The organism is Kovacikia sp. CALU 1929 (assembly GCF_056784235.1).
The window spans coordinates 1-26,214 of the sequence record NZ_JBXBCF010000083.1; the positions used below are offsets into that span (position 1 = coordinate 1).

16 protein-coding genes and 2 pseudogenes are annotated in these 26,214 nt (G+C 47.3%); 13 read left to right on the forward strand and 5 right to left on the reverse strand.

All coding sequences use genetic code 11. The annotated features are described in order from the left end of the window. Positions 1 to 366 precede the first annotated feature (366 nt). Positions 367 to 660 carry a helix-turn-helix domain-containing protein gene (locus tag AC1S52_RS22010; RefSeq protein ID WP_482031190.1) on the reverse strand — a complete coding sequence of 98 codons (294 nt, stop codon included), beginning with the start codon at positions 658 to 660 and terminating at the stop codon, positions 367 to 369. Then, a complete protein-coding gene (locus AC1S52_RS22015) occupies positions 657 to 1,259 on the reverse strand; it encodes a hypothetical protein (RefSeq protein WP_482031191.1) in 603 nt (200 codons plus the stop codon). Before AC1S52_RS22015 ends, AC1S52_RS22010 begins: the two co-directional genes overlap by 4 nt. Positions 1,260 to 1,426: 167 nt before the next feature. Between AC1S52_RS22015 and AC1S52_RS22020 the strand changes: the two genes are divergently transcribed. Beyond that, positions 1,427 to 1,579, forward strand: coding sequence for a hypothetical protein (locus tag AC1S52_RS22020; protein WP_482031192.1), 153 nt, complete (start codon positions 1,427 to 1,429; stop codon positions 1,577 to 1,579). Between the two features lie 349 nt (positions 1,580 to 1,928). Here the strand turns inward: AC1S52_RS22020 and AC1S52_RS22025 are convergent. Beyond that, a pseudogene (locus tag AC1S52_RS22025) lies at positions 1,929 to 2,674 on the reverse strand (IS1 family transposase). Between the two features lie 36 nt (positions 2,675 to 2,710). Here AC1S52_RS22025 and AC1S52_RS22030 point away from each other — a divergent pair. Then, positions 2,711 to 2,806 (forward strand): annotated as a pseudogene (locus AC1S52_RS22030) (IS1 family transposase); the annotation flags it as partial. Between the two features lie 95 nt (positions 2,807 to 2,901). Here the strand turns inward: AC1S52_RS22030 and AC1S52_RS22035 are convergent. Both AC1S52_RS22035 and AC1S52_RS22040 read right to left on the reverse strand, forming a co-directional pair. Then, on the reverse strand, positions 2,902 to 8,670 hold the full coding sequence (locus AC1S52_RS22035; protein WP_482031193.1) for an AAA family ATPase: 5,769 nt from the start codon (positions 8,668 to 8,670) through the stop codon (positions 2,902 to 2,904). A gap of 99 nt (positions 8,671 to 8,769) precedes the next feature. Beyond that, positions 8,770 to 10,083 carry an AAA-like domain-containing protein gene (locus tag AC1S52_RS22040; protein ID WP_482031194.1) on the reverse strand — a complete coding sequence of 438 codons (1,314 nt, stop codon included), beginning with the start codon at positions 10,081 to 10,083 and terminating at the stop codon, positions 8,770 to 8,772. Between the two features lie 356 nt (positions 10,084 to 10,439). On the opposite strand from AC1S52_RS22040, the gene AC1S52_RS22045 reads away from it, so the two are divergent. From AC1S52_RS22045 to AC1S52_RS22095, 11 genes are all read left to right on the forward strand, one after another. After that, positions 10,440 to 10,670, forward strand: coding sequence for a hypothetical protein (locus AC1S52_RS22045; RefSeq protein WP_482031195.1), 231 nt, complete (start codon positions 10,440 to 10,442; stop codon positions 10,668 to 10,670). 521 nt (positions 10,671 to 11,191) lie between these two features. Beyond that, a complete protein-coding gene (locus tag AC1S52_RS22050) occupies positions 11,192 to 11,395 on the forward strand; it encodes a hypothetical protein (protein WP_482031196.1) in 204 nt (67 codons plus the stop codon). A 78-nt stretch (positions 11,396 to 11,473) separates the two neighbouring features. Continuing rightward, a complete protein-coding gene (locus AC1S52_RS22055; protein ID WP_482031197.1) occupies positions 11,474 to 11,629 on the forward strand; it encodes a hypothetical protein in 156 nt (51 codons plus the stop codon). A gap of 63 nt (positions 11,630 to 11,692) precedes the next feature. Beyond that, positions 11,693 to 12,127 carry a cupin domain-containing protein gene (locus AC1S52_RS22060; protein ID WP_482031198.1) on the forward strand — a complete coding sequence of 145 codons (435 nt, stop codon included), beginning with the start codon at positions 11,693 to 11,695 and terminating at the stop codon, positions 12,125 to 12,127. 166 nt (positions 12,128 to 12,293) lie between these two features. Next, positions 12,294 to 13,553, forward strand: coding sequence for a DUF8189 domain-containing protein (locus tag AC1S52_RS22065; protein WP_482031199.1), 1,260 nt, complete (start codon positions 12,294 to 12,296; stop codon positions 13,551 to 13,553). 109 nt (positions 13,554 to 13,662) lie between these two features. After that, positions 13,663 to 16,014, forward strand: a complete 2,352-nt coding sequence (locus tag AC1S52_RS22070) for a phosphoinositide-specific phospholipase C-related protein (protein WP_482031200.1) — start codon at positions 13,663 to 13,665, stop codon at positions 16,012 to 16,014. Positions 16,015 to 16,271: 257 nt separating this feature from the next. Continuing rightward, positions 16,272 to 16,733: a hypothetical protein gene (locus tag AC1S52_RS22075; RefSeq protein ID WP_482031201.1), complete on the forward strand. Its 462-nt coding sequence runs from the start codon at positions 16,272 to 16,274 to the stop codon at positions 16,731 to 16,733. Positions 16,734 to 16,816: 83 nt separating this feature from the next. Then, positions 16,817 to 19,468, forward strand: a complete 2,652-nt coding sequence (locus AC1S52_RS22080) for a two-partner secretion domain-containing protein (RefSeq protein WP_482031202.1) — start codon at positions 16,817 to 16,819, stop codon at positions 19,466 to 19,468. Between the two features lie 130 nt (positions 19,469 to 19,598). Continuing rightward, positions 19,599 to 21,509 carry a ShlB/FhaC/HecB family hemolysin secretion/activation protein gene (locus tag AC1S52_RS22085; RefSeq protein WP_482031203.1) on the forward strand — a complete coding sequence of 637 codons (1,911 nt, stop codon included), beginning with the start codon at positions 19,599 to 19,601 and terminating at the stop codon, positions 21,507 to 21,509. Further along, positions 21,494 to 24,415, forward strand: coding sequence for a CHAT domain-containing protein (locus tag AC1S52_RS22090; protein WP_482031204.1), 2,922 nt, complete (start codon positions 21,494 to 21,496; stop codon positions 24,413 to 24,415). The genes AC1S52_RS22085 and AC1S52_RS22090 overlap by 16 nt, the downstream gene beginning before the upstream one ends. 42 nt (positions 24,416 to 24,457) lie before the next feature. Then, on the forward strand, positions 24,458 to 26,209 hold the full coding sequence (locus AC1S52_RS22095) for a CHASE2 domain-containing protein (protein WP_482031205.1): 1,752 nt from the start codon (positions 24,458 to 24,460) through the stop codon (positions 26,207 to 26,209). Positions 26,210 to 26,214 lie beyond the last annotated feature (5 nt).

A 26,214-nucleotide genomic window follows, 5' to 3' on the forward strand; every position in this document is an offset into this window, starting at 1 on the left:
ACCTCAAATGGGCTTCCTTCAAAACACTCGACCAACTCCAACTTAAAGTTGATCAACTGATTGCTCAGTTAACTCCTGAGCTAATTGCTTCCATCACAGGGTATGCATTTATTCTCGATGCCCTATCTGCCCTGAATACTGTTTAAATTGGTATGAATTGTCCAGACGTCCTTTCGTGGGTGCTTGCGGAGGGGGTAGCCCTGTTGTTTCAGAGCAGCCCGAATCAGTTCGATGATTTGGACAAGGTGCTGTCGTCTTTTCATGGGGGATAACTCAAGGGGCTGAACGGCTGCAAAACACTGAAGCCACCCTACAAAGAGAGTGGCTTGGCAAAACAGGTCAGGATGATATTGACTTTTTGGGGATTTATGGCTTTGGGTGCTCGGTTGTGGAGGTGCAGAGGGCGTTGATGAACTCCTGGGGCAGTTGCTCGAAGTGGTCGAGGATGAAATCCATCAGAGCCAGGTGTCGCAGGTCGGTGGCGGTGGGGCGACGGTAACGGCGACCTTTGCGGAACCAGCCGCGAACGGTGGAGAGGGAACGGGAACAAATAGCGGCGATCGCCTTGCTGTAGAACTGCTGCGGGGTCATCCCAAGTTGGCAGTAGCTATAGCGTCGAATCAGGTGGTGTTCCCGTGGAGTGAGGGGGCGAGGATTCATAGCAACACCTCCGCTTCAAGGGGTTCAAGGTCGTCTTCCCAGGCGAGGTCGGCTTTGACCCAGGCGGTGCTGGGAGAGTTGGGATCCAGCCAGATCAGGTAGCACCAGCGCCAGCGACCGCAGTGGGGCGCGAAGCTGTAGAATCTGCCGATCGCCCTTCCCCAATCGGTAGTTTCGCCCTTGGAAATCCAGCGGAGGCGATCGCCGTACAGAAATCGGGGTACTGCGACATCGGGGAAGGTGGTGGGCAGGTCGGTTGAGGGGGATTGCAGGTGCAGGCAGGCGACGGCAGGGGAGATATCAAGTTTGTTGTGGCGGATGGTTTCCAGATAGGTGTCCAGGAGTTTGCCGTTGAGCTGGGTGGTGAGGGTTTGGATGAGGAGGGTGGCGATCGCTTTGGCTTCCTGCGGGGTGAGAGCGACACAGGAAGCATCAAAGCTAGCATCGGAGAAGGTTTGCAGTCGGTAGAGCAGGAGGAGGATGGCAAAGTCATCGAGGGCTTGCTGGTAGCTGGACTGGCATACCTCTGGCGTTGAAGCGGGTCTGGCGGGATCGCGAGTGGAATATCCGGCATCCGTTGAGGTGGCGTGTTTTGACATAGGATGAAAACGCTCCTGATGCGATTGGGAGTAAGTGCCAGACCCTGTGCCGACCAAAGCTGTGGGTCTGGCATTTTTATGTTAATCTAGTTTGCTCTACTCTAGAGTAGATTACCCTTAATCGCAATGCTTCACCTAAACTTGCTCTAGAGCTGACCAGAGCAAGTATGACGACCCAAAAGCGACAGACCAGTATTTATCTGCCCGACTCTATGCGGGAGGCGATACAGGCGATCTCCGAGAAGGAGCAGCGATCGTTTACGTTCGTTGTGGAGATGCTGTTAAGGGAAGCTTTAGAGGCTAGGGAGAATAAAAGTTAGGGTGCTTGGGCAATTTACATAGTTGAGCGATCTAGCACTGGTTAGAAGAGGAGCAGCAACAGGAAGTGATTGAGCAGCTTAATCTGGATAAATTATCTGAATTATGGCCCTGCCAAAAGCAGGGTTTTTCTGTAGTTTAGCAACTCTCAGCAAATGCTCCTCGGAAGCACCAACTCATCAACACAGCTTGGAGTGAAAATGTCATGCCACGATAACAATTCTCTGTCGCACGATTCCTCCAAGTTGGGTAGAGAAAGGCAAAGGCAGTTTTATGCATCGACAAATTCTTACTTCTAACAAATTTTCTGTTAAAACCTTCCTTGCGAGGGGAATTTTTGGCGTTGCTGAATCAGTCTATGATGGTCTGAGGAATGGGCACTTCTCGGAACTTGAGGTAGTGGAGTAACATACGCCTTCGGCGGGGCGTAGCCCTAGGAATTGAATGCGCCAGCATTTCTACTGATTTGGAATAACACAACGTCTTACGATGTAATCGAGCCAGATAATGTCGTAAGCGAGTGTTTTCCCTTCCACTCTGGTCATGTAAGTTTTGCTCACAATCTGGTCGCCTTCAGGGATAAAACCAGGATAAACTGACCACCCATCGGTGACATAGAAGTAACATTGCCAGGTTGCCACCACTGCCCACAAAGACTTGAAGGTCTGGGCACTAGGGTCGTCTAAAACCCAGCCTAAGATCCCTGGCTTAAAGTGGTCAACCGCTGTCCACAGCCAGATTTTGTTTTTTTTGACCCGACAAAGGTTTCCAGTACCCTGCGGGAAGCAAGCTACATCGAGTTCACCGACTTCAGGAACTGTCTCAGGATCATAGGCATCGGGAAGTCATTCCCCCACTGGCTTGAGCCAGGTAATCACGGTCGTATGATGCACCCCTTTGACCCGTTCAATCGCTCGAAATCCTAAGCCATTGACGTACATTCTGAGGCACTCCCGCTTAAACTCTTCCGAGTATCCAGCAGGCGGGGAATAGGTATCAAAGAACTGCCGTCTGCACTTCTTGCAGATGTGATTTTGTTTACCTTTCTGTTTCCCGTTTTTACTGATATCAGTCGAGCCACATTCTGGACACTGCATCGTTTCTTCCCTGATTTCATAGCTCTATTATGCAACGCCCGCAGACTGATTTGCTTCTCCAAATCGGTTTTAGTGAATGGTGTCGTGATTGGATTGTTTATCAATCGTTTGGAGTTTGGCTTGCTCATTTAGCCCTAACAAAACATCTGAGACACCACCTCGTTATTCAGCAGGTTACGCCTAATTCAGAAGACAACATATAATTCGTTATTCGGCAGTAGTCCTCTCTACTTTAAAATTCGACACAAACTGTGATCAAAAATTGATTCATAAATACGGTTACTGACCCTGAGAGAACCCTGCTGCTTGACCACTAACCCTGACAAGAGCAATTCTCTTTCTTCAGTACCGCCTGTGGCGACAACTTTTTCCTGATGCAAGACTTGTTGGTAGAGTTCTAGTAGCCGCATAGATTGTTGACTCTTAAGGAGGCGATCGCGGATGGTTCGTAAATGTTCTGGCTCATCCTGGGATTCCCAATTGTCTATTACCTTTGTCTGCACCAGGTTTTGAATCCACTCGGCTTCGCCTTTGGGAGGAATGGGAGAGGAATGATTGCGGATGAACTTACAGAGCTTTTGGGTGAGAAAAGGCTGACCATTCGTCCAAGCTAACAGTTCTTTTAGCACCGTTTGTGGGTTGCTGACCTTTTCTGCCAGTCCTTGCAGCAACGGTTGAGCTTCGTGCTCTTTAAAGCCCTCCAGTTGAATGGACTGACCGATGTTAAAGGGGGTGGTCTGGATATCAGTAATCAAATCTGAGTGGGTAGCAACACCAAAGAGCGCAAAAGTTAAACGTCGATACTGTGGATTGAGGCTGCGTTGGTTATAGCAGGAACGAATCAGGGTGAAAAAATCATTAACTGGAAAATTTAAGCTCAAGACGCTATCAATTTCATCGATAAAAATGATCAGTTGTTTGGAGGGAGTACTATCTTCTAAGCCGACTTCAAACAGCAGAACATCTTCGATAAATTCACTCAATCGCTGAACTGGAGAAAGATCTGCGCGCTCTTGCCACCAAGCTTTCAGGTTAAACTTTGTTCGCAAATCAAATCGTCGCCATAGCTCGAAGGCGATTCCCATATACCATTGGTCAGGGGTAACGGTTGCACTGCCAATGCGGGTCATATCAATGGGCGCACAACAAAATCCCTCATGCTGGAAGTGGTTGATCATGCGAACCATGAGACTGGATTTACCCATCTGTCGGGGATTAAGGACATAGCAAAACTCTCCGCGTTTCAAGGCTTTGTAGAGGTAACGATCGGCAGAGCGTACCACGTAAGTGGGAGCATCCATCGGCAAACTCCCGCCCACTTGATAGTCAAAAGTAGCGGATTGTTCGGTATTTCTAAGTAGCTCATTTTCAAACAGCAGTTCAGCTTGGGTGGTTTTAAGAATTTCCAGAGTTTGAGACAGTTCTTGGGTGCGATCGGAGACTTTTTGTTCCAAGATGTGGCTGTAATTGTCTAACTGCTGATAAAACCGTGAATTTTCAATGGAAATAGCTGCCTGGGTGGAAAGTATCTTTAACACTTCAATGTGCTTTGGGGTAAATGCGCCCGTTGTGAGATTATTTTCTAAATATAAAATGCCGTTCAATTTACCCTGGTTGATTAGGGGAGTGCAGAGAATGGATTTGGGCTGAGTCGCAGCAATATAAGGGGTGTTGGCAAATAGTCCCTCATGGGCAGCATCATTTAAAATCACATTTTCCTGCGTATGCGCAACATAGTTGATGATGGCGGTTGACAAGCGAGGGATTTGAGTGGAATCTCCAAAATCTATGGGAATGGATTGTAGGATGATGTCATCTTCACCTTCTGTTGCCTCAGCTTCAATGACCCAGTGGTGATCCTCATTTTCTAGATCTGCCTGAAACGGTAAGAGTAAGAAACCTTTTTGAGCACCTGCATTTTCAATCACCGTTTTCATCAACTTTTTGATCAACTGATCCAGTGCGATTTCGCTCGAAATTGCCTGTGACGCTTTGATGACGGTAGCCAAATCGATCGCATCACTGGTGCGGTTGGAAATTTTGGTTGCAGGATTGATGAAAGTGTTTTGCATTTCCGATGAGGTCGAAGCCAACCACTGGGGATAGTGTCTATCTAAATCCTCTACTTTGCGTTTAGCACCCCAAAGTTGATAACCCTGGCGTGCTTTGTTTAGATAAAGTTGGGCAAAGGCTTCTTTTCCTTGTTTCAACCAAAACCTGGCTGCTAGTTCATTCGCTAGAGCTTCTTCTTGAAGGTATCCATGCTCACTAGCAAGGGCAATGGCGCGATCGTACTCGTTCAGGGCTTCGCTCACCTCTCCTAAAATGCGATAGCGTTCGGCGGCAACAAGGTGGAACTTGTGTGCGTAATTCATAGGAGCGTATTCCGCCCAAGATTGCATTTTTTGCTGATTGGCTGTGACCTTGAGTAAGATACGCTGTTGCTCTGATTCTGTTGCAGTCGAAAAGATCGCAAGATTAGCAAGGGAGTCATACAGGTAAAAAACTGGCACGATCAGGAGTCCGATCGCACCTTCTTCTACCAGCTGATCAAGTTCGGCGGCGTTGTGCGTTGCTTGAGCATAATCTTGAAAGAGGTAACTGAGCATCAGTTTGTTGAGGTAAAGATGAAAAATGGTGAGTTTGTCATTGACGGCAAGATGGCGAGGCAGACATTCGACTTCGTTGTAAATCTCACCCCTTAACTGGCAGGGATCATTGGACTGCTCCATCAGGTTCAAGACTGATTGTCGATAAATCCTCAGCAAATTCAAGGGAACTTCTTGCTTGAACTGGGCGATCGCCAATTGATCGCTTGCCATCTCTTGTTCCAGTTCGGTCAAGTCTTGTCCAATTAAATAGGCATGGTAACAGCGAAATGCTAGCGAAAAGAGCGCAAATTCTAAATCCCCCGTTTCTAGACCACATTGATACGCTTCCAGCAGCGGATCAAGCGTTTCCCTGAGATGTTCCTGCCAATGTCTCAAGAATATGTTTACGAGCGACAACGTTTTGGGAGTAAATTCCTTTGCATTCAGTTGTGACTGAAGTTTAGTCGCCAGTTGCGCGAATTGAAAACCGATATTGAAGTTTTCTTCAACACCGCAAAGTATCATCCCGTAATCGGCATAGCCAAAGGCTGATCCGGGCGCATTGCCATATTGGAGCGAAAGTTGCATTTTTTGAAATACGATCAGTTGCCATACCTGAGGTGCTACAAAGTAGGCTGGTGTGCAAACACTCGCTATCGTTTGCATTGCTGCGATTTTAATGCGATCGGTCATTCTCGGCAGATCGATTAAATCTTCAACTCGCTTTCCTGTCAGTGCCTGCTTCGTTCTTTCCCATTCCTGCAAAATATCAGATTGGCTGGGATTTTGTGGAATTTCCACGCCCAAAAAACTGAGAACTTCTAGAGCTGTAGCGATCGCCTCTGCTAAATTATACTGAGCAATATAGGCTTGAATTTTGATCTGATAAGCTTTGACCCGATCCAACGGAGTTTTAGTCTGTTGCAGCACGATTTCAATCAGCGATTCCATTTGCTTGAAGTTACCACACAGGTAAGCCGCTTCTGCCAATGCCGAATAGATTGCCAGAGTCAGGTCATAATTCTGTATCCAACTGGTAGCACTCAATAGTTCTCGACCAATGCTTAGATGCTGGAATGCTGATTCGTAGGCGACTAATGTTTTTGCTCGCAAACCCGCCATCAGGTTGAGTCTGGCTAGTTCATCTTTCTGGTTGCGATTGACAATGAGTTCTCGCCCTAAATTGAGATGATGGATGATATCAAATAGTTTTACTTCTAAGGAACCTGCTGGTATGGCTTGCAGTAACAACTGCCCGATTTTTAGATGAGTGAGTTTTCTGTCAGTTTGAGGAATTAATAAATAAGCCGATTGTTGAATCCGATCGTGCGAGAATTTGTAATCCTGGAAAGACAGTTTCGCGTCGAAATTAGGTGTAGAAATAATTAATTCAGCTTGCATTGCCACTATTAACGCTGAAGAAACTTCGTCAGATGGTTTTTCGCAGATAGTCACCAGGGTATTTAAATCAAAATCCGTTCCGATACATGCAGCCAGACATAAAATTTGCTGGGTTGATTGCGGAAGCTTGCGAATTTTGGCGATCGCAAACTCTACCCCATTGTCAGTTATACTTTTAGCTTCAATTTCAGAAATATTCCAAGACCAGTGAGGTGCAGTTTGCTGGTTTTTTCCTGCCTCCTTTCCCGATCCAGGATGGTTAAATGCAATCAGATTCTCTGCATACAGCGAGTGTAAAAACTCATTAACAAAAAAGGGATTGCCATCTGTTTTACGCTTCACCAACTCCGCCAGTGGACTGGCGATCGCTGGACCACACTGCAATGTATCGGCAACCAGTTGCGTAATGCTTTCTTGCTCTAGCGGTGCTAGCGTCATGTGATGAATCGTTGCACCTTCTCGCCTGAGTTTATCTAAAGCTATGCTCAAAGGATGAGACGAACCGACTTCATGATCCCGATAGGCTCCAATCAGGAACAGATACTGCATTTTGCGATCCGTTGCGATCGTCTTAATTAAACTGAGTGTGGCTGAATCTACCCATTGCAAATCATCTAAAAAGATCACTAAGGGATGTTCATGCGAACAGAGTGCCTGAACAAAGCTTTGTAAGACAATATTAAACCGGATTTGAGATTCACTGGGACTCAGTTCTGGTACAATCGGTTGTTTACCAATAATTTTTTCGACTTCCGGGATCACATCAACGACAATCTGACCATTATTCCCTAAAGCAACCAGAAGTTTTTCACGCCACTGGTGTAATTGCGCTTCAGTTTCAGTTAAAAGTTGTCGGATTAGTTCCTGATACGCTTTGACGATCGCAGAGTAGGGAATATTTTGTTGAAACTGCTCGAATTTGCCAGCAATAAAATAACCGTGCTTCTGGGTAACAGGTTTATAGATTTCCTGTACTAGAGCCGACTTACCAATACCAGCGAAACCCGCAATCAGCATCATTTCAAATTTCGATGAGTTGGAATTCTCTACTGCTGTGACTTGCCTAAAAGCTGTTAGTAAGGTTTCAATTTCTCGCATTCTGCCATAGAATTTTTGAGGAATTTGGAACTTTCCAGAGATATCTTGACCCGCGATCGGAAAATCAGAAACCTCTCCAGTACTTTGGAATTGTCTTAGACATTCCTCTAAATCTGCTTTTAGTCCCCAGGCACTTTGATAGCGCTCCTCAGCGGTTTTAGCCAACAGCTTTATGATCAAATTGGAAACCGTTTTAGGAATTGCTGGAACTAACTGGTGAGGAGGCGTTGGCAGTCTTGCAATATGACAATGTACCAGTTCTAGAACATCAGTTGTCTCAAACGGCAGTCGCTGAGTGAGGAGTTGATAAAAGGTCGCACCAAGGGAGTAAAAGTCGGTTCTATAGTCTAGTATCCGATTCATTCTGCCCGTTTGTTCTGGCGACATATAGGCTAGGGTGCCTTCTAATAGAGCGGGATTTGCAAGCGCAATATTTTCACGAGTCAATACTGTAGCGATGCCAAAGTCAATCAGTTTGACCTGCCCCGTTTCTGGGTTGAAAATGATATTGGATGGATTAATATCTTTGTGGATAACGTTGGCAGCATGAATCTGGCTTAACGTCTCAGTGATTTGAATCGCCAGAGGGAGAAATTCTGACAGGGAAAAGCTTCTCGACTCCAGCAATATTTCCAAAGATTCACCCCCAAAATCTTCCAAACACATCACGAGAGAATTTTGATATTTTTGTAAGTCATATGCCCTGATAACGCCTTCTAGTTGCAAGGAACGGGTAATTTCATAGGCTTGCTGATAGCGGCTCAGCTCTGCTGGTGTGGGATAGTCCAGGTTGAGCAGCTTGAGGATGACAGGTTGATTGTCCAGCTTACGGCGCGATCGATAGATGAGTGAATTGGCGCTTTGATAAATTTGAGCCAAAATTTGATAGTCAGGAAGTACTAGCATGGTTGATCATCACTGAGATAAATGGGAAGAATTAAAATTAGAGAACCTCTAGTCGTTTTTTTCCATTGCTACAAGAGGAGTTATACTTAAGTCTACAAATCAGATTTTGAACGCTTGACGATACAACTCACAACCTGGGATCACTTTATCTCCTAAACGTTCTATCAACCCCAGACTGTTTAACTTATAAGCCAGAATAGGAGCTAACGAGATCGGTTTAGTAGCACTCAGGACAGTATGAAGCGCTTGTGCTAATTCCGGTTGTTCTTCCAATGTTACCCAATGGCGCTGTAAGTGATGGTCATAAATTCCAGTGGCTGTGGAGGCAGTTTCCAACAGTTGCGCGAGAGTAACTTCTCTATGGCTAAGGTGATAGATTGCTGTATGTACCAATGCGGGATGTCCTCCAACCACCTCCATCAGTTGCCTCGCCACCGCCCCATTTTCACAGTCAAGTCCGTAGCGTTGAGCTAACTGCTGCACCTCCTCCTGACTAAAACTGTTTAATTTAACCGGCAGTCCTACATTGAACGGGGATTGATTAAGTTGGAGGGGAACGTAAATTTCCGTCGAGTGAACCACGATTAGGCGGAGCTTTTGCCAAATGGACAGTGTTTTCGCTTCTTCATACCAGGAGCGCAGCAGTGGTAAAAAATCCATTGCCACTTGAGAATGTTCAAAGATCTGATTGACCTCATCTAACGCCACAACAAGGGGAGTGCTAATTTGATTGAGTAGATAGTCTTGGAAGTACAGGGTGCAGCTAATTTTGCTACCCAGATCGTCATCCCAGTAATCATTTAATTTTGGTTGTAGTTGAAGCTGGTAGGTGACATTAGCACACAGCCAGCGTAAAAAAAGATCCGAATCGCCTAAAATTGCCTGATCAACTTGTTCCAGGTTCAGGCTGACAGTGTGGTAGCCCAGGTGTCTAGCAGCATCGAGAATCCTCAGCAGTAGTGAAGTTTTGCCCATTTCCCTAGGAGCTTTAATTCGCACTAAGGCTCCTGGCTTCCTGATTTCTTGATAAACCTGCTTTTCAAGGGGAGCGCGTTCCAGGTAAAAAGAGGAGCCAAGAGGGACTGCGCCGTTGGGGTAGTGTGGTGATGGGTTTGGGATGGCATCGATCGCCTCAGGAATTTCAGAATTCTTATCGATGTCCTGAGACAAGACAGTCTGGGATGAAACTTCAAACTCTAGATCAGCGATTTCTCTCCAATCCAGTGACAATCTTCGGCTGAGTTCTTCAAATGTCGTGTAGTCAACCGACTTACCTGTCAGGAAGTTGCTGACTGTAGCTAGCGCCAATCCTGCATCCTCAGCCAAAGCGCGCTGGCTAGGAAAGCCGTTCAGTCTGAGTGCCAGTTTGACTTTATCAATGCAGCCCTGTTGGACTCTGAGTGATCTTGCCATAGAGACCTCTCATAATCAGTAATTTAATCCTACAGGGTAAAAGTCATAACGAAAGCAGTCATAAATCAGAAACAAGTCAGTTAATCTCAGGTTTGAACGCAGTTAGCGATGGAGTTTGATAAAGACATGAGGTTCAAGTCTGGTATTCATCCTTCTGATTAGAGATTTAACCAGCAGGAACTTTAATCAGTATGTGGATCTCTTCTCAGCACCGCGATTTTTTCAAGCCGTTGTCAAGTTGCGATCGCTACCGCTGATCTACTGAGGGTTTCCCTCTCAATGACTTAATAATAACGGGTTAGCGGTAGCTTAGCCAACGCGGAGTTCTGCTTTTCCTTATTGCGAGAGACATGCTAATGGAGATGCAAAATTTTCAAGGAACCTCAAATGAAGGAGATTTTCAAACGGCTCTTCAGGATGCTATTAACAAAGCTTTAAAGACATTGAGTTTTGTTGATGGTACAGCTATCTCAGATCAACACATTGAATGGAAAATCATCGAGATATCAGGTGGCAGAGACGCATTATCAGGAGAGAAAACGATTGTTGTGACGATAGCAGCCTTGAAAACATCAAAGGTTAATTAATCCATGATAACTGTTTTTATATCCACACCTCAACTCACGCTAACCCTGCTCACCAATCGCTTACGCTCCACTTAAGTCTAGCTTTGCTGCTTTTATGACACGAGTGTATCTCCACAATAAATAAAAAGTCACTGTACAAAAGTCATAAATGTTTGAAATTAATGCACTGCATCAGTTCGGAACACCAGCACCTACTCACTGTATGTAGCATTTAATGCTCAAATAAACCCTCTTTTCTAAGGGAAAAACTATGTCTACTCTTCCTAAAAAATCGATCAAGGAAATGATTTTGCTCCCTCTTGTTGCAGCAGTGATTGGCAGTTCGATCATTTTTAGTTTTGTAATGCTGGGAAAAGAATGCTCACGGCTAATCACAAGTTCTATTTTCTATCCATCGTATTGGCGGTGAATCATTCAACAGTATTGCATCGGTTCAGACTACTGACCTTTATCTAAATGCATACGCTCCGATAGTCTGCCGAAGTTGCAACTTTCACTCTACTTAAATTGGAGCAAGCCCTATGCAACTGATCTATCGTGGTCACTCATATACCCATATAACGATTCCTGCTAAACTTGTTCGCCAACCTCCTGCGATCAACTGGCGCTATCGATTGCCCGGAGCAGCCCAGATTGAAATTTTGCCTGTGAAGTTCTCTATAGCCTCTCGCTCTGCCCAACCTCGTGCAATTAACTGGCGCTATCAAATTCCAGCGGAGGTCTAAATGCAAAACGGTTTAAGAACTTACAAAATAATCACGTCTACACAGTACGACCGGACTCAGCATACTGACCCTACTCTCATGAACACCGTCAGCGGATTGCTAGTGATTCTCCTTCCTGTTGTTGCGGTCTGCGCGATCGTGGGATACCGCAAGCACCGGGCTAAGATTCTGCAACAGCATATCCAACGTTTAAACCGAATACTGGAGCTAGACTCCAGTGAAAAGTTAGCTTAAACAGGTTGCGACTCTCAAGAGACTTGCAATAAGCGGAGACAACAGATGAGTTCTGAGCGTTGCATGCTTCCGATTGTAAAGACCCCAAAAGACTATCAAACCTTTCGGATTAGCCCTCAGGATACAAATCGGCTAGCGATCGTGTTTGATCCTGAAAGCGCCAATGTGTCACTGACCTTCTGTATTGAAATTTTTGATGTTCATGGTAAAACTCCACCGAATCGACATCAGTTTGCAGTAGAAATGTTTTTTGTTTTGAAGGGAGAGGGATTGGCAATTTGTGATGGTAAAACAGTTCTCATTCATACCGGGGATAGCATTTTAGTCCCAGCAACCAGTACCCATTTAATCCAAAACATAGGCTCAGAAAGGCTCTATACCCTTTGCATCATGGTACCTAATGAAGATTTTGCTGAACTAATTCGCAGTGGGATTCCCGTTGCTCTGGATGAAGAAGACCTGACTGTTTTAAGACGGTTCTTCAACCAAACTTTTTAACGAGTAATCGACCTGATCTAAATCGAATATGGCAGCTAGACTCCAGCAAAAACTTGCTCTCATGGCGCGATCACAATCCTCAGGAGTCTCGCAAAAACAACTTAATCGTGTGTTCTAGATTGACTTGAAAAATCAAACTCACATTCATCTAAAAGGAGTATCAAATATGACCTGGAGCAATTGGGAAAACTTAGGGGGTGGCTGCATTTCTGCCCCCGCTGCTGTTTCCTGGGGTGACCACCGGATTGATGCATTTGTGATCGGTGCTGACAATGCCATCTATCACAAAGCGTGGGATGGGTTTAACTGGAGTGATTGGGACAATCTGGGTGGCGACTGTCGCTATGGAGTGGCTGCGGCTTCCTGGGCACCGGGTCGCTTAGATATTTTCACAGTTGGTGCAGGAGGAGCGCTAAACCATAAGACATGGGATGGTTCATGGAGCGGCTGGACTAATTTGGGAGGTAGCTGCATTTCTGCCCCCGCTGCTGTTTCTTGGGGAGACAATCGTATTGATGTATTTGTGGTCGGTGCTGACAATGCCATCTATCACATCGCTTGGGATGGTTCGGCATGGAGTGGCTGGGACAATCTGGGTGACGACTGTCGCTACGGAGTGGGTGCTGCTTCCTGGGCACCGAATCGCTTAGATATTTTCACGATCGACGCAGGAGGAGCGCTAAACCACAAGGCATGGGATGGTTCATGGAGCGGTTGGACTAATTTGGGAGGTAGCTGCATTTCTGCCCCCGCTGCTGTTTCCTGGGGTGACAACCGGATTGATGCATTTGCGATCGGTGCTGACAATGCCACCTATCACATCGCTTGGACTGTTTCAGGCTGGAGTGACTGGGACAATCTGGCTGGCGACTGTCGCTACGGAGTGGGTGCTGCTTCCTGGGCATCGAATCGCTTAGATATTTTCACGATCGATACAGCCGGATCTCTAAACCACAAGGCATGGGTGGAAGGGGGAATTGACCCAGGGACACCGAATGCTCCAGCTCAAGAAATTTTGGCAGCGCACAATCGCTATAAAGCCGAAGTAGGGGCTGCACCTCTGCAATGGTCAGACAGTTTGGCGGCGGATGCCCAACCCTGGGCAAATTACCTGGCTTCCCTCGGCGGATTCACTCTGATCCACAGCCAAACTCCCAATCAAGGCGAAAACTTGTTTGTAGGCACCTCTGGTGCATTCGGCTTCACCCGAATGGTTGACGATTGGGGGGGTGAGCAGCAGTCCTTTGTGCCTGGACCATTCACGGGTGTAGGTTTTGATGGGAAACCAGTCGGACACTATACCCAAATAATTTGGCGATCGACAACCCATGTGGGATGTGCGATCGCGACCAGTGGCGACGGCAACGATTTCCTGGTCTGCCGTTACAGTCCTCCAGGAAATGTGATTGGGCAACACGTTCCTTAGCCAACTCGCTGCATCAGTTCAATCTGAGGCACTGATCAATGTGGTGTAACACGGTGAGTGCCTCAGGTTCACTTCAAAGAAGTACTCATCTACTAAGGAGAAGTTAACTATGGGATTCTCTAACGAATATGCCGATGTTCCTAACTGGGTTGCGAAACCTGAAGGATACCAGACCGGAGCAATGGTCAAATACAAAGGTAATGTCTTTTATGCCAACTTCTGGGCGACGGAACCTGGGGTAGGCGATGCGGATCACAATGGTTGGCGATTTTATGATGAGTTGTACGATCAAACTTCGTCACATGCCACCGAAACCAAACAAGCAAAAATCATTGCCTATATCCCCACCTGGAGAAAGAAAGAGGAATTTAACTATGCCAATGACGAGATGTATCAAAACATTACCCATGGCATCATCTCGTTTCTGATGTTTGATGAAACGAAGCTGGGTAAGTTTGAACCCAACTCCATCAACGATGTGAATGCGGTTCTCTCAGATGTGGTTAAAACTGGACATCGAAACGGTGCCCGCATCTTAATTGCTCTGGGAGGGGCAACGGATTATGGATTCCTAAATTTGATGACCGCGATCGGTAAAAACCCCACAAATGTCAATCCACTTTTGGATGAAGCGGTAAAGAATGTTGTCGATTTTGTTCGGTCAAACAATCTAGATGGAGTGGATCTGGATTTAGAGTGCTGGTGGGGCAAACCGGGTGAGCCGGATCAGGGCGGTAGACCTACAGGTGCTGGTCCCCATCCCGCAGGCTATGGGTTGACACTATTTGCTCAAAGTTTAAAGCAAGCCATGCCCACCAGGCTGGTTTCAGCCGCTGTCTTTGGTACCTCCTGGTATGGCAATAACTATGACCCCAAAATGGCAAATTATGTGGATTGGCTGGCGATCATGACCTATGACCTGACGGGATCGTGGAATAGTTCGCCTATTGGACCGCACAGCACCCTGTTTAAAATCCGCAATCAAGCTACTCAGAGACCCAATCACACGGGTGTTTCCCAGGAATCTTATGCAAATGAGCAACAGGGCGCGTGGCCAGGTGGGGGAGCGGTAGACAATCCGATTCTGTCCGTGGAAGATACGCTCTGGTACTGGACCAATCCACTCTTTGTCAACTGGCAGGGTGCCGGGCAAAAAATACCCAGACGTAAAATCGTCGCCGGTGTGCCAACTTATGGCTATGATTTTGCCTATGGGAAAGATCCCGATGCTCAGAGTGGTCAGGTGCCGCCCGGATATAAAGTACTACGGTACAAAGACATCGTGGCTCAATTTCCGACCATTGCTCCTACAGTGCCAAACGGCAACATCAAAGTGCCAGGAAGTACTCCTACCCCTCCTTTCATTTCACCTCAAGGAACCTATCCGTTTGCCAACAACATCTACTTTGAAACGCCCGCGATGGCAGTTGCCAAACTCCAATTCTTAAAGGAAATCGGCGCACAGGGAGTGATTATTTGGGAACTTTCCAATGATGTTTGGGAAGAGGGGAAGAGCATCATCAAGGCACTTTACAAAAAATCAGGTAATCCTGCCATCAAGCCGCCAATCCGACGATATAACCAGTGTTCTTTCTTGTGTACGCACAACTCCTTTACCAATTATGAAGATGCTCGTTGGGCTTCGGCAAATCAATCCAAATCGATTACCAACCAACTCAAAAATGGTGTCAGGGCATTAATGCTGGATACCCATTATGTAGAAGGTGATATTGCGAATCTAGTGATCCACAAGTCAGGAGTGTATTTATTACATGGAATTAATGAGCGTGGTTGGCTCCCAGGTTTTACTTTTGCTCTACCTCCATGGCGTTTGTATGATGCCTTGTCCGAGGTGTGGAATTTTCTGGACGATAATCCGAATGAAATAGTCACCATTTTCTTGGAAGATTACACCGCTGCCGAGGAGCTACAAGCAGAGTTTAACTTCATAGCAGCTAAAAAAGGTCCAGGGTTCCTACGGCGAATCTACAACCCTGACAATGATTCTTATTGGAAGGTCAAAGATCGGAAAGAGTGGCCTTTGTTATCTGACCTGATTGCCTGGGATAAGCGCGTGATTATTTTCAGCAGCAATCAAAATAAACAAAGCAGCAATTATGTCGCTTACGATCGCGACTATACCAAACAAAACTACTGGAGCCTCGGAGTTGACGGTACCAATTGGGGTTGCCTTTCAAGATGGGACGCTGGTGAGTATCCAGATGATAAAGATTACCCCAAGTTGTTCGTTTTCAATCATCACAGAGATGTCCCGACTACAATCACCGCAGCACTTGATAATCATTCTGAAAAAATTCTAAACAGAATTGACTATCAATGCACTCCCAGAGCTAAGGAGCTTCCTAATTTTGTGGCGGTTGACTTTTTTGAAGTCCCTTTAGAAAGAGGAAGACCACAGGATGCTGTCAATGAGTTGAATCGACGGTGGCAAGCCAATTAGGTTAATCAGTCATAAAGTAGTGCGATCGCTACTTTCATCGCGTGCAATGTAATCCAACGTTCTTCTCTATGTAGGTGGGACTAATTAAATATAAGAGCTGTGTAGGTTGGGTTGTTCGCGTTAGCGTTGCGTAGCAATAGCACGTAGCTTGCTTCCCGCAGGGTAACCAACACCCGCATGGGTTAGCGGTAGCGTAATCCATCCTACATTTGATTCCACCTACCTACTTACCACTTCTCCTAAATTCTTAAAGCACCATGAATGAATCTTCCTCTTCGATTCCTCCTAATGCAGCGTCTTTCAGCCAGAATCGCTCTGTTTCTATTGGCGGCAACATGACGGGCAGCAACGTGATTACGGGGGATGGTAATACCGCTTCAGTTCAGTTCCATCAGATCACCCTACCACCTCCAGAAAGTGTGGATATTCAGTCCGAAATGGCGGCGCTGCGAGAAATGTTAGCGCAGCTAGAAACTCCCGACCGCCGCAAGATTGATAACGCTCTGGCTGATGTGGATGAGGAACTCAAAAAACCTGAACCAGATAAAGCGGAGGTGGGGCAGGCGTTGGAACGGGCTTTCAATTATGCCCAGAAAGCAGAAGGCTTTTCGGAAGCGATTGAAAAACTCCAACCACGGGTCAGTAAGGTTGTTTCGTGGTTGGGCGAAAATTGGTACAGCATTCTCAGTGTGGTCAAGCTGGGTGTCATTTGCATTTAAGTAATCATTGTCTAGATCGGTTAAACAAGCAAGTTCATTCCTATGGCTTGTGAATTGACAAGTTTACTGAGAGGTAGATTCTTATGATCACGATCTGCTTGTTTGAAATCCGGCTGGTCTGGTTTCTGAGGATGGCGATCGCACTTTTTAGTAGTTTATGGATTGGCTCTAATCAAACCTTGGCTCAAGTGACCCCCGATCGCACCTTGGGAGCAGAAAGTTCGGTTGTGAATCCGAATCAGATAATTCGAGGATTGCCCAGTGATCTAATTCAGGGGGGAGCCGAGCGGGGAGCCAATTTATTCCATAGCTTTCTAGACTTTAATGTTGCAGCGGGGCGCGGGGTTTATTTCAACAATCCGGCAGGGGTGGAAAATATTTTGAGCCGGGTGACGGGCGGCAATTTGTCCAGGATTGATGGCAGGTTGGGTGTGTTGGGCAGTGCCAATCTATTTTTGCTGAATCCAAATGGGATTCTGTTTGGTCCAAATGCCAGTCTGGATGTGGCGGGATCGTTTTTGGCAAGTACGGCGAACAGTTTACGGTTTACAGATGGCACGGAATATAGTGCTACGAATCCGGATGCGTCCTCATTGTTAACGGTGAGTGTGCCGCTGGGAGTGCAGTTTGGGCGGGAACAACCTCAAGCGATCGCCAATGCGGGCAACCTGACGGTGGGACAGGATCTGATCCTGATTGGAGGCACAGTAGTGAGTACTGGGCAACTGAATGCACCAGAGGGAAATCTGCGGATAGCGGCGGTACCGGCTGGGGCTGGGGTAAATGTGAGTCCAGAGGAACCCCTGACTGTAAACTTGCCAACTGATTTGCCCACGCCTATAACCACAACAACATCGGCAGCGTCACCAGGCAGCATCACGGTGGGGGACATTCGTGCTGGTGATGAGGGCAGCGTAGAAATTAACGCCCAGGGTGACATTTCTACAGATACAATTCAGACTTTTGTAGGAGATGGTGGTAGCGGTAATGGCGGTGAAATTACCCTCACTTCAAGGAACGGCAGTATTACGACTGGTGGTTCACTCAATGCCTCATCTACTGATGGTAGTGGGGGCAAAATCACGTTAGATGCAGCAGGCAATATTACGACTGGTGGTTCACTCAATGCCTCATCTACTGGTGTTTCCTTATCTGAGAACAAGAGTACTGGCGGGGAAATCACCCTCACAAGTCGAACTGGATCCATTAATACGGTAGCGGGTGAACTTAATTCCACTGCTGTTGATGGGAATAGTGGCAACATTCAGTTAAGTGCAGCACTCGATGTAAATACAGCCGATATTAAAACTTCTATTCTTATCGGGAGAGAGGGGACAGGAATTATTGGAAATATTGACATTACTTCCAGTGCCGGTAACATTGACACGACTCAAGGAAATCTAAGTGCTGCAAGCGATAATGGAACCCCTTCTGGTACAGTTGCGCTCACTGGTGCTGGCAATATTTCCCTGGGCAACATTACCGTATCAAGCAAGATTCCTGAATCTAGCGATTTTGATTTTACTGGTTCAATCAGAATCGAATCCAAAAATGGTTCTATCTATCTTGATGGAAAAACGCTAGAAGCAACGAATTCTAGTGATGGGATTACAGGAGATATTGCACTGCAAGCATTTCAAGACATTGTTCTCACTAACAATAGCCAGGTATTGGTTAAAGGTACCTTAGGTTTTATTGAAATGACGACTCCTCCAACCGGGAGAGTTTTGCTCAATGGCAGTAGTGTCAACGCGAGTGTCAATCCAATCAGTACTACTACCAGATCAGGACAGGCTGGAGACATCGAAATCACCACAGGCACTCTGAGGATTGAAAATAAATCTAACGTTGAGGTGAATAGCCCTGAAAGCCTCGCCGGAAACCTGATCATTTCAGCAAATAGCGTTTTGCTAAACCAGAGCACCATTTCTGCTAACACGGGACAGATTCAATCAGAAGAAGATTTTGGAGCAAACATTTTTTTATTGGGCTATTTAGATCAGGCAGCTAGAGCCAGGTTTGAGGGTCCTTCATCAGATTTGACAATTCTAACGGAATTAGAAAGCTACCCAGCCCTGAAATTTTTGATTCTACAAAATGGTAGTCGAATCACCACAAATGCCACCAGCACTGCGAAAGGCGGTAATATTTTCATCAATACTCAAGTGCTGTTAGCCACTGGAACTCGCAATAAAATTCAAGCGAATGCAGCCCAGGGTACAGGGGGAGCGGTTTTCATTGTAGGCAAGCCGCTGGGAATTTATAATATTGACTTTCGCCAATTTGAGACAAGATTACTGAATGATATTACAGTGACTTCAAACATTGGCGATACCGGGATTGTAGAGATTGCTCTCCCCGATATCAATCCGTCACGGGGCTTAAACCAACTACCCGCAGACACTACCGACGCATCGAGACGGATTAACCCCATTTGCCCGATCGCCGGACAACAAAGTGCCGCTAACCAATTTGTTGTCACTGGACGCGGTGGCTTGCCCGCCACACCCAATACTGCCCTTAGCAGTAGCGTCCTCGTTGGCGAATCGTCCCCGGTTGTTACCCAGTCCGATCTCCCCTCTGGTCTCTCTGCGAATGCGACAGAAACTCCCCCCAGTGTCGAAGCTCAAGGAGTTACCATTGGGGCGCATGGAGAATTCATCTTAACTGCCCATCCAGACGGGGTATCGCCCCATTCATCCTGGCAACCGTTCCCGAATTGCAACTCCCAGTAAAACCATTCCAGTCATCAGCCTGGTAAACGATTGTTTGATTGATACTGATGTGATTAATTCGACTTACGCATTTTGACCAAAACCTCCGAGGTTTGCGTAAGTCCTTTAATTCTTAAAACTGCCCAAACATATGGAACTGATAGAACACGATCGCGCTGATCAGGTCATTCAGGTTAACAAACACAATCGACAAGCCGCTTCTGCTTGCCGATTTCACCTCATGACTCAGTTATCCCTCACACTGCCTTTAGGTATTTTGTGGGTCAACTTGCCCAGTGCCGTCATCGCCCAGACGATTGCCCAGACCGTTACCCAAACAAGCCCTGTAGCCCAAATTCTGGCACCCAACTTGACTCCTTTGCCGCCTGTCCGATCGCTGCCGCCCCAGGACATCATCCCCCGTCCCAAACCGTCTCCGCCACTGCCCGGAATTCCGCCACCACCTGCCCCTCCCGCAGAGTTGCTACCTAATCCCCAACTCCAGCCACCCGATGCAGCACCGCCAAACCTACCCATTCAGTTTCGGGTCACAGGATTCAAATTTGAGGGTGGCACCGTCTTCAACAATGAAGAGTTGCTGACCGCGATTGCCGAATCCCTCAAGCTTGACTCGGCAACCCTGCTACCCCGCAAACTCACCTTTGCAGAATTGCTGGAAGCTCGTTCTGCCATCACAAAACTGTATATCGCTAAAGGCTACATCACTTCAGGCGCTTTGATTCCCGCCGAACAAACTGTTCCACCGGAAGGAGGAGTTGTCCGGATTCAAATCGTGGAAGGTGGCTTAGAAGAGATCAAAGTCACGGGCACTCGGCGGTTGCAGCCCGGTTATATCAGCAGTCGGTTGGCGATCGCCACGGCAAAGCCCTTAAATCGCGATCGGCTTCTGGATGCGCTGCAACTGTTATCCCAATCTGTCTTGATTGACAAAATCTCGGCTGAGCTAGCGGCTGGCTCTCGGTTTGGCAGCAACCTGTTAGAAGTTACCGTCAAAGAGGCTCGCACCTTGCATGGTGAACTGAATCTGGATAACAATCGCTCACCCGCTGTCGGTAGTTTCCGTCGCGGCATCACGTTGCACGAAGACAATTTACTGGGGCTGGGGGATCAACTCGGCATCGGCTATGCCAATACGGATGGGAGTAATGCCCTGAACTTGAGCTATACGATCCCCATCAGCCCCCGCAATACTACCCTGCAACTCAGTTACAGCAATACTGCTAGTAACGTGATCGAAAAGCCCTTCAACGTGCTGGACATCACCTCTCAATCCCGCATCTATGAACTGACGCTGCGCCATCCCTTGATTCGCACGGTGAAGCAAGAATTAGCGGTGGGACTTACCTTTTCCCGCGAAGAAACAGACACAGCCCTCGGCTTTGAAGACATCGGACCGTTCCCTCTTTCCCCTGGAGCCGATGCTAATGGACGCACTCGCTTATCCGTCTTGCGCCTGTTTCAAGACTATGTCCAGCGCAATGAGAAAGCCGTATTCGCCCTCCGCTCTGAATTTAACCTGGGACTGGGGATCTGGGATGCCACCCGTAACGAAATTCCCCCCGATGGACGGTTTTTTGCTTGGCGAGGACAGGCGCAATGGGTGCGTCTATTGGCACCCCGCCTGCCGCTGGTGCTGCGCGGGAACATCCAACTGGCAGACCGCCCCTTAGTTGCCCTGGAGCAATTTACCCTGGGAGGGCAATATAGTGTCAGAGGCTATCGCCAGGATGCACTGCTGGCTGACAATGGCGCGTATGGTTCGCTGGAAGTACGGCTTCCTATTCTGCACTTGCCGGAATCAAATACCCTCGTTCAACTGGTACCCTTTGTGGATGTGGGCACAGTCTGGAATCACTCGGAAGATTCCCAATTACCGATCAATACGTTGGTCTCAACGGGGTTAGGGTTACGGGTGCAAGTGAGCGATCGCGTTGATTTTCGTTTTGATTGGGGAATTCCTCTGATCTCGCTCAACGCAGCCAATAAAAACACCCTGCAAGAACTGGGGCTTTACTTTACCTTCCTATGGAAACTCTTCTAAACTGGCTATTTCCCCGGATCGGTGCCTGGACTGCCCAGCACCGACGGCACTCCCCTGTCGTTGTGATAATCGCAGTCATCGCCTTTATCAGCAGTTTGACTATTCACGCGATCGCTGCCGACCGAGGCACGGCGGCAACGCCAGCAGCGTCAGGATTGTGCTTGAATTCAGGTGTAGCGAATGCCGATGACTTGAGCCGTTGGGGTTGGGAAAAGTATCAAGCTGGGCAGTTTGGTGAGGCTAGAGATTGCTGGCGGCAGGCGCGTAAACAGCATCGAGGGGCAGCAGCGATCGCTGACCAAATCAATCAAGCTCAGGCAGAACAGGCACTAGGGCTTTATCCCCTCGCCTGCAAAACGCTCTTACCTCTCTATAGCCCGACTACACCCGACTGTAAAGCTTTACCACAGACTGACGGTGTACAAGATAACCCGGCAAGAGAGCAGTTCCTTGCCCAGGTAAAGGACCATGCCAGAACACCGGAGCAGATCGCGGGCTTACGCAGTTTGGGCAACGTTCTGCGGAGCATGGGTGTCCTGGAGTTGTCTCAGGCGGTGTTGTCGTTAGACCGACTCCCCGACAGTGCCGATCTGCGGCTGGATTTGGGCAATACCCACCGAGCATTGAGCGATCGCTCCTGGGATTTGTATTGGCGATCGGGGGAAGCACTTGACTTAACCGATGCGATTGAGAACGCCCGCAAAGCCATCAAACATTATGAAGCCGGACAATCGGTTGCCCCAGTGACACCAGACACTGCCATAATCGCTCAACAGCAAGCGCAATTGAACCAATTGAGTTTACTTATGTCCCAGCAGCGAGAGTTGGGGTGCTTGCTAGACCCAAACCAGACAGGTTGCCGATTCGAGCAACAGCAGCAACGGACAAAAATCCAAAATCAATCACAGTCCCAACTTAGATCAGAGGCTCAACGATGGTCAAGGGAGGTTCAGGATCGACTCAGCCGTTGCCTCACCGGGCGTGATCCATCCAATTCGTTGTCAGCTCTGTTGTCCGAAATTGAGCAACTGCCAGTTAATCACACCACATTGCAATTACGCCTCAATCTAGCCCACAGTCTGATCAATCTCCCCACTCTAACCAATCTGCCTACGGTGACGATTTCCCAGTGGCATAGCACCCTTGAAGCCTGGTTGAAAACCACGATCGCCCTGACTCAAAATGACAGTCGGGAACGCTCCTACGCCCTGGGGTATTTGGGTCAGTGGTACCAGAATCAAACGGTACCGGATTGGTCTGCGGCGGAACTCTGGACCCAGAAAGCGCTACTAGTGGCGCAAGGGATTCCGGCTGCCGAGATTGCCTATCAGTGGCAGTGGCAGTTGGGAAAAATTTATCACGCCCAATCCCAAGTGCCCCTACAATCGAAAGCCCAAACGGAAACCTCATTAACCCGCGATCGCACCCCAGAAGCCCGTCAGGCTTACAACAGCGCCTTTGAAACGTTGCAAGCACTGCGAGGAGAATTAGCGGCGAGTAACCCCGATACGCAGTTCTCATTTCAGCAAAATATTGAAACCATTTATCGAGAATATATTAATCTACTGCTGGCAGAAGATCGGGAACCCAGTCAACCCGACTTGAAGATGGCTCGTGAAGTGATTGCTGCGCTCCAGGCTGTAGAAATCGAAAACTTCCTGCGGCAGGGCTGCCCAGAAAATAACCTGCAAGCAATTGATCAAATCATTGATAGCAAAGCTGGTGAAAAAACAGCGTCCTTTTTTCCGATCGTGTTGGAGAGTGCAGACGGAAAAACCGTGAGAGTCGAGGTCATTCTCAAGCTACCGGATAGTACTCAGGCGAGTCAAACTCTATCCCTCGATTCACAGAAACAGAGTCAGGCAAACCTTGAAAAGGTCAAGGCGAACAGCCCCACGTCAAATCAAACTGCATCCTTAAAGCATTATCGCAGCAGCATCGATCGCAAGGAGTTCACCGATACAATCCGAGGACTGCTTTTTGATTTAGAAGAAGAATACACGTTTTACAGTGTTAAACAGAAAGCGCACAAGGTTTATCAATGGCTGCTGGCAGAGGCAGAGCAGCGGGGCTATCTCAGCAATATTGATACGCTGGTCTTTGCCCTGGATACACGCTTGCGTAACATCCCATTAGCCGCCTTAGTGTATGCTCCTAACCTGAATACGCCCGATCTTCAGGGCTATTTGATTGAGAAATATGCGGTGGCGATCGCGCCCAGATTAAATCTACAAGTAGCTGAGCGATTTCCCGCTAAAACCCTCAAAGTTCTGGCGGCTGGGTTCAGTGAGAAGCCAACTGTGAAATTTAAGGGTCGCTTATCACGCCGATCCTTTCCTGCCCTGCCCTACGTTAAAGATGAGTTGAACAGCATTGCGTCTGTCGGACAGGGCAAACTCGCCGTATCCCAACTTTTAGATCAGCAGTTCACCGCCGCTGGTTTCCAACAAGCGATTAACACCACGGCGATCGACATCCTGCACCTGGCAACGCATGGTGAATTCAGTTCCAGACCCGAAGGGACATTTGTCCTGTCTGCGGATGAGCGAGTGATGAATGTGAACCAACTGGAACAGATCTTTCGGGATCGTAACCCCAAACAAGCCAACACGATCGGGTTATTAATTCTAAGCGCCTGTGAAACAGCAACCGGCGATCAACGGGCTACGTTGGGGATTTCTGGTGTTGCAGTTCGGGCTGGGGCGCGAGCCGCGATCGCCTCCCTCTGGACTTTAGATGACGAAGTCAGTGTGACGTTTATCGAAAAGCTGTACGAGCAACTCACCCAAACAACTCTCACCAAAGTCCAGGCGTTACAAGCCGCCCAACGGGCTTTAGCAAAGGAGAAAGGCTATGAACATCCACGTTACTGGGCACCCTACATTTTCGTCGGCAATTGGTTGTGATATCCCTAATGACACTCTTCGTATCAATCAGGACTGAAGCGCGTGGCAAACAATTTTGATCAGGATCAGATTAAGGAAATAATCGGCAACAAGTTGTCAGATGGAGAATTGCACAAACTCATGCAATTACTTGGCAATCGTTCTATTTCGATTCAAGGAAATGCAACGGAAGCCATAATTGCTACTGGAAATGATAACACCATCAATAATACCACTAATAACATCACTAATAACACTATCAATAACATAATCTATAGTATCAATCAAAGTACAGATCGAAGCAAATTACTAAAGCTGATTGATGAACTAGAAAAAGAGCAGAAGCTTCCTGTTCGGTGTCGTAAACCCTCCGTGTTGATCACTAGTGTGGGAATTGGCGTGTTGGTTGGAATCGCGCGGTTTCTCGCCGGACTACAAGGACTGGAGTTATGGGCATTAGACGGACTTATGGCAACACAGCGAGGGTTTGCTCAGAAAGATAATCGTATTCTGGTGATTGCTCCAGATGATCATGAAGTTCAACAACAAGGTCAAGAAGTGAATGATAAAGGAATTTCTTTGACAGACGATAAGCTAGCCGAAGTATTAGAGAAAATTCAAAAATATCAGCCGACAGTGATTGGGTTAGATCTTCAGCGCCCATTTGCAGCGAAGGGTAAACTCGCCAAAATCCTAAATTCAAAGGCTGTGACTCAACCCAAACAGCGAGCAGTGGTTCCCCCTCAGAAAGGTGCTGTTAAACCGTTCCTAACTGCCAAACATCAAAAGCGCAACGCCACGATTCCTCCCCAAACAGTCAAGATACTCCCTATGCCAGAAAGCCTCCATTTAATTGGTGGATGCAAAGCACTTGAAACAAAAAAAGTGAAAGATGATATCCAATCGATTAAAGGTACTGAAATTCCCCCTCCCCCTGAAATTGCCCCCAGCCGCATTGGGTTCGTTGACTTTGCCATTGGCGTTGGAAATCGAGCCGTCATGCGCCGTCAGATTCTATCTCAAGAACTTCCTCCCCATGCTGACAAATGCAAAACAACAGTTGCGTTTAGTATCCGTGTTGCCAGCCAATTTCTCTTCAAAACGCAGGGCTACAACAAACTTGAAACAAAGCCGGAAGCGCAACAATGCCCAAAATTTATGCATTCAGATCCTAAACGGAATTTTGTTTTTCCATACTTCAATGCCGTAACAGGTGGTTTTCAGGGCGGTGTAGAAGAGAATGATCACTATGGCGGATGCCAAATGCTGCTGAATTATGGCATCAAAACAATCACAACCTTTAACCTGACAAAACTGTTGCAGGATAATGAGCTAGACCAGCTAAACCCAAAACCAAAGATTATTTTGATTGGGTCTGCTGCGCGTACCCATAGTGATTTATGGCTCACTCCTCTAGGTGAGATGGCAGGGGTCGAAATTCAGGCTCTGACAGTCAGCCAAATTATCGATACGGTATTAGGCAAGCAGCGTCTGATCTGGGTAATGCCCGAATGGGTCGAATTTTTCTGGACGTTAAGTTGGGCTATCGTGGGAGGCGTTTTGGGTTGGTACTTTCTGTTTTGGCGCTTTTTGTTTTGGCGGTTCTGGTTAATATCGCTGACGACTACTGGGATCGTCCTTTACGGAATCTGTAGTCTGAGTTTTTGGTTTGGGCAGTTATGGCTTCCCCTGTTTCCCCCAATCATCACTTTGCTGGCTTCAGGGACAGGTGTTGCCTACCTGAATATCAGTTGCAAATTGGGCAGCAGTAATCCATTGCAAATGCTTCGTGCTGCTCTTAACGAAAATAATTAACTCGG

Bases quoted from the DNA above. Each gene is read 5' to 3' on its own strand.
- AC1S52_RS22020 (WP_482031192.1), top strand. From the start codon at position 1,427: ATGACGACCCAAAAGCGACAGACCAGTATTTATCTGCCCGACTCTATG.
- AC1S52_RS22010 (WP_482031190.1), bottom strand. From the start codon at position 660: ATGAATCCTCGCCCCCTCACTCCACGGGAACACCACCTGATTCGACGC.
- AC1S52_RS22055 (WP_482031197.1), top strand. From the start codon at position 11,474: ATGAACACCGTCAGCGGATTGCTAGTGATTCTCCTTCCTGTTGTTGCG.
- AC1S52_RS22080 (WP_482031202.1), top strand. From the start codon at position 16,817: ATGATCACGATCTGCTTGTTTGAAATCCGGCTGGTCTGGTTTCTGAGG.
- AC1S52_RS22070 (WP_482031200.1), top strand. From the start codon at position 13,663: ATGGGATTCTCTAACGAATATGCCGATGTTCCTAACTGGGTTGCGAAA.
- AC1S52_RS22045 (WP_482031195.1), top strand. From the start codon at position 10,440: ATGGAGATGCAAAATTTTCAAGGAACCTCAAATGAAGGAGATTTTCAA.
- AC1S52_RS22050 (WP_482031196.1), top strand. From the start codon at position 11,192: ATGCAACTGATCTATCGTGGTCACTCATATACCCATATAACGATTCCT.
- AC1S52_RS22090 (WP_482031204.1), top strand. From the start codon at position 21,494: ATGGAAACTCTTCTAAACTGGCTATTTCCCCGGATCGGTGCCTGGACT.
- AC1S52_RS22040 (WP_482031194.1), bottom strand. From the start codon at position 10,083: ATGGCAAGATCACTCAGAGTCCAACAGGGCTGCATTGATAAAGTCAAA.
- AC1S52_RS22085 (WP_482031203.1), top strand. From the start codon at position 19,599: ATGGAACTGATAGAACACGATCGCGCTGATCAGGTCATTCAGGTTAAC.
- AC1S52_RS22035 (WP_482031193.1), bottom strand. From the start codon at position 8,670: ATGCTAGTACTTCCTGACTATCAAATTTTGGCTCAAATTTATCAAAGC.
- AC1S52_RS22075 (WP_482031201.1), top strand. From the start codon at position 16,272: ATGAATGAATCTTCCTCTTCGATTCCTCCTAATGCAGCGTCTTTCAGC.
- AC1S52_RS22065 (WP_482031199.1), top strand. From the start codon at position 12,294: ATGACCTGGAGCAATTGGGAAAACTTAGGGGGTGGCTGCATTTCTGCC.
- AC1S52_RS22015 (WP_482031191.1), bottom strand. From the start codon at position 1,259: ATGTCAAAACACGCCACCTCAACGGATGCCGGATATTCCACTCGCGAT.
- AC1S52_RS22060 (WP_482031198.1), top strand. From the start codon at position 11,693: ATGCTTCCGATTGTAAAGACCCCAAAAGACTATCAAACCTTTCGGATT.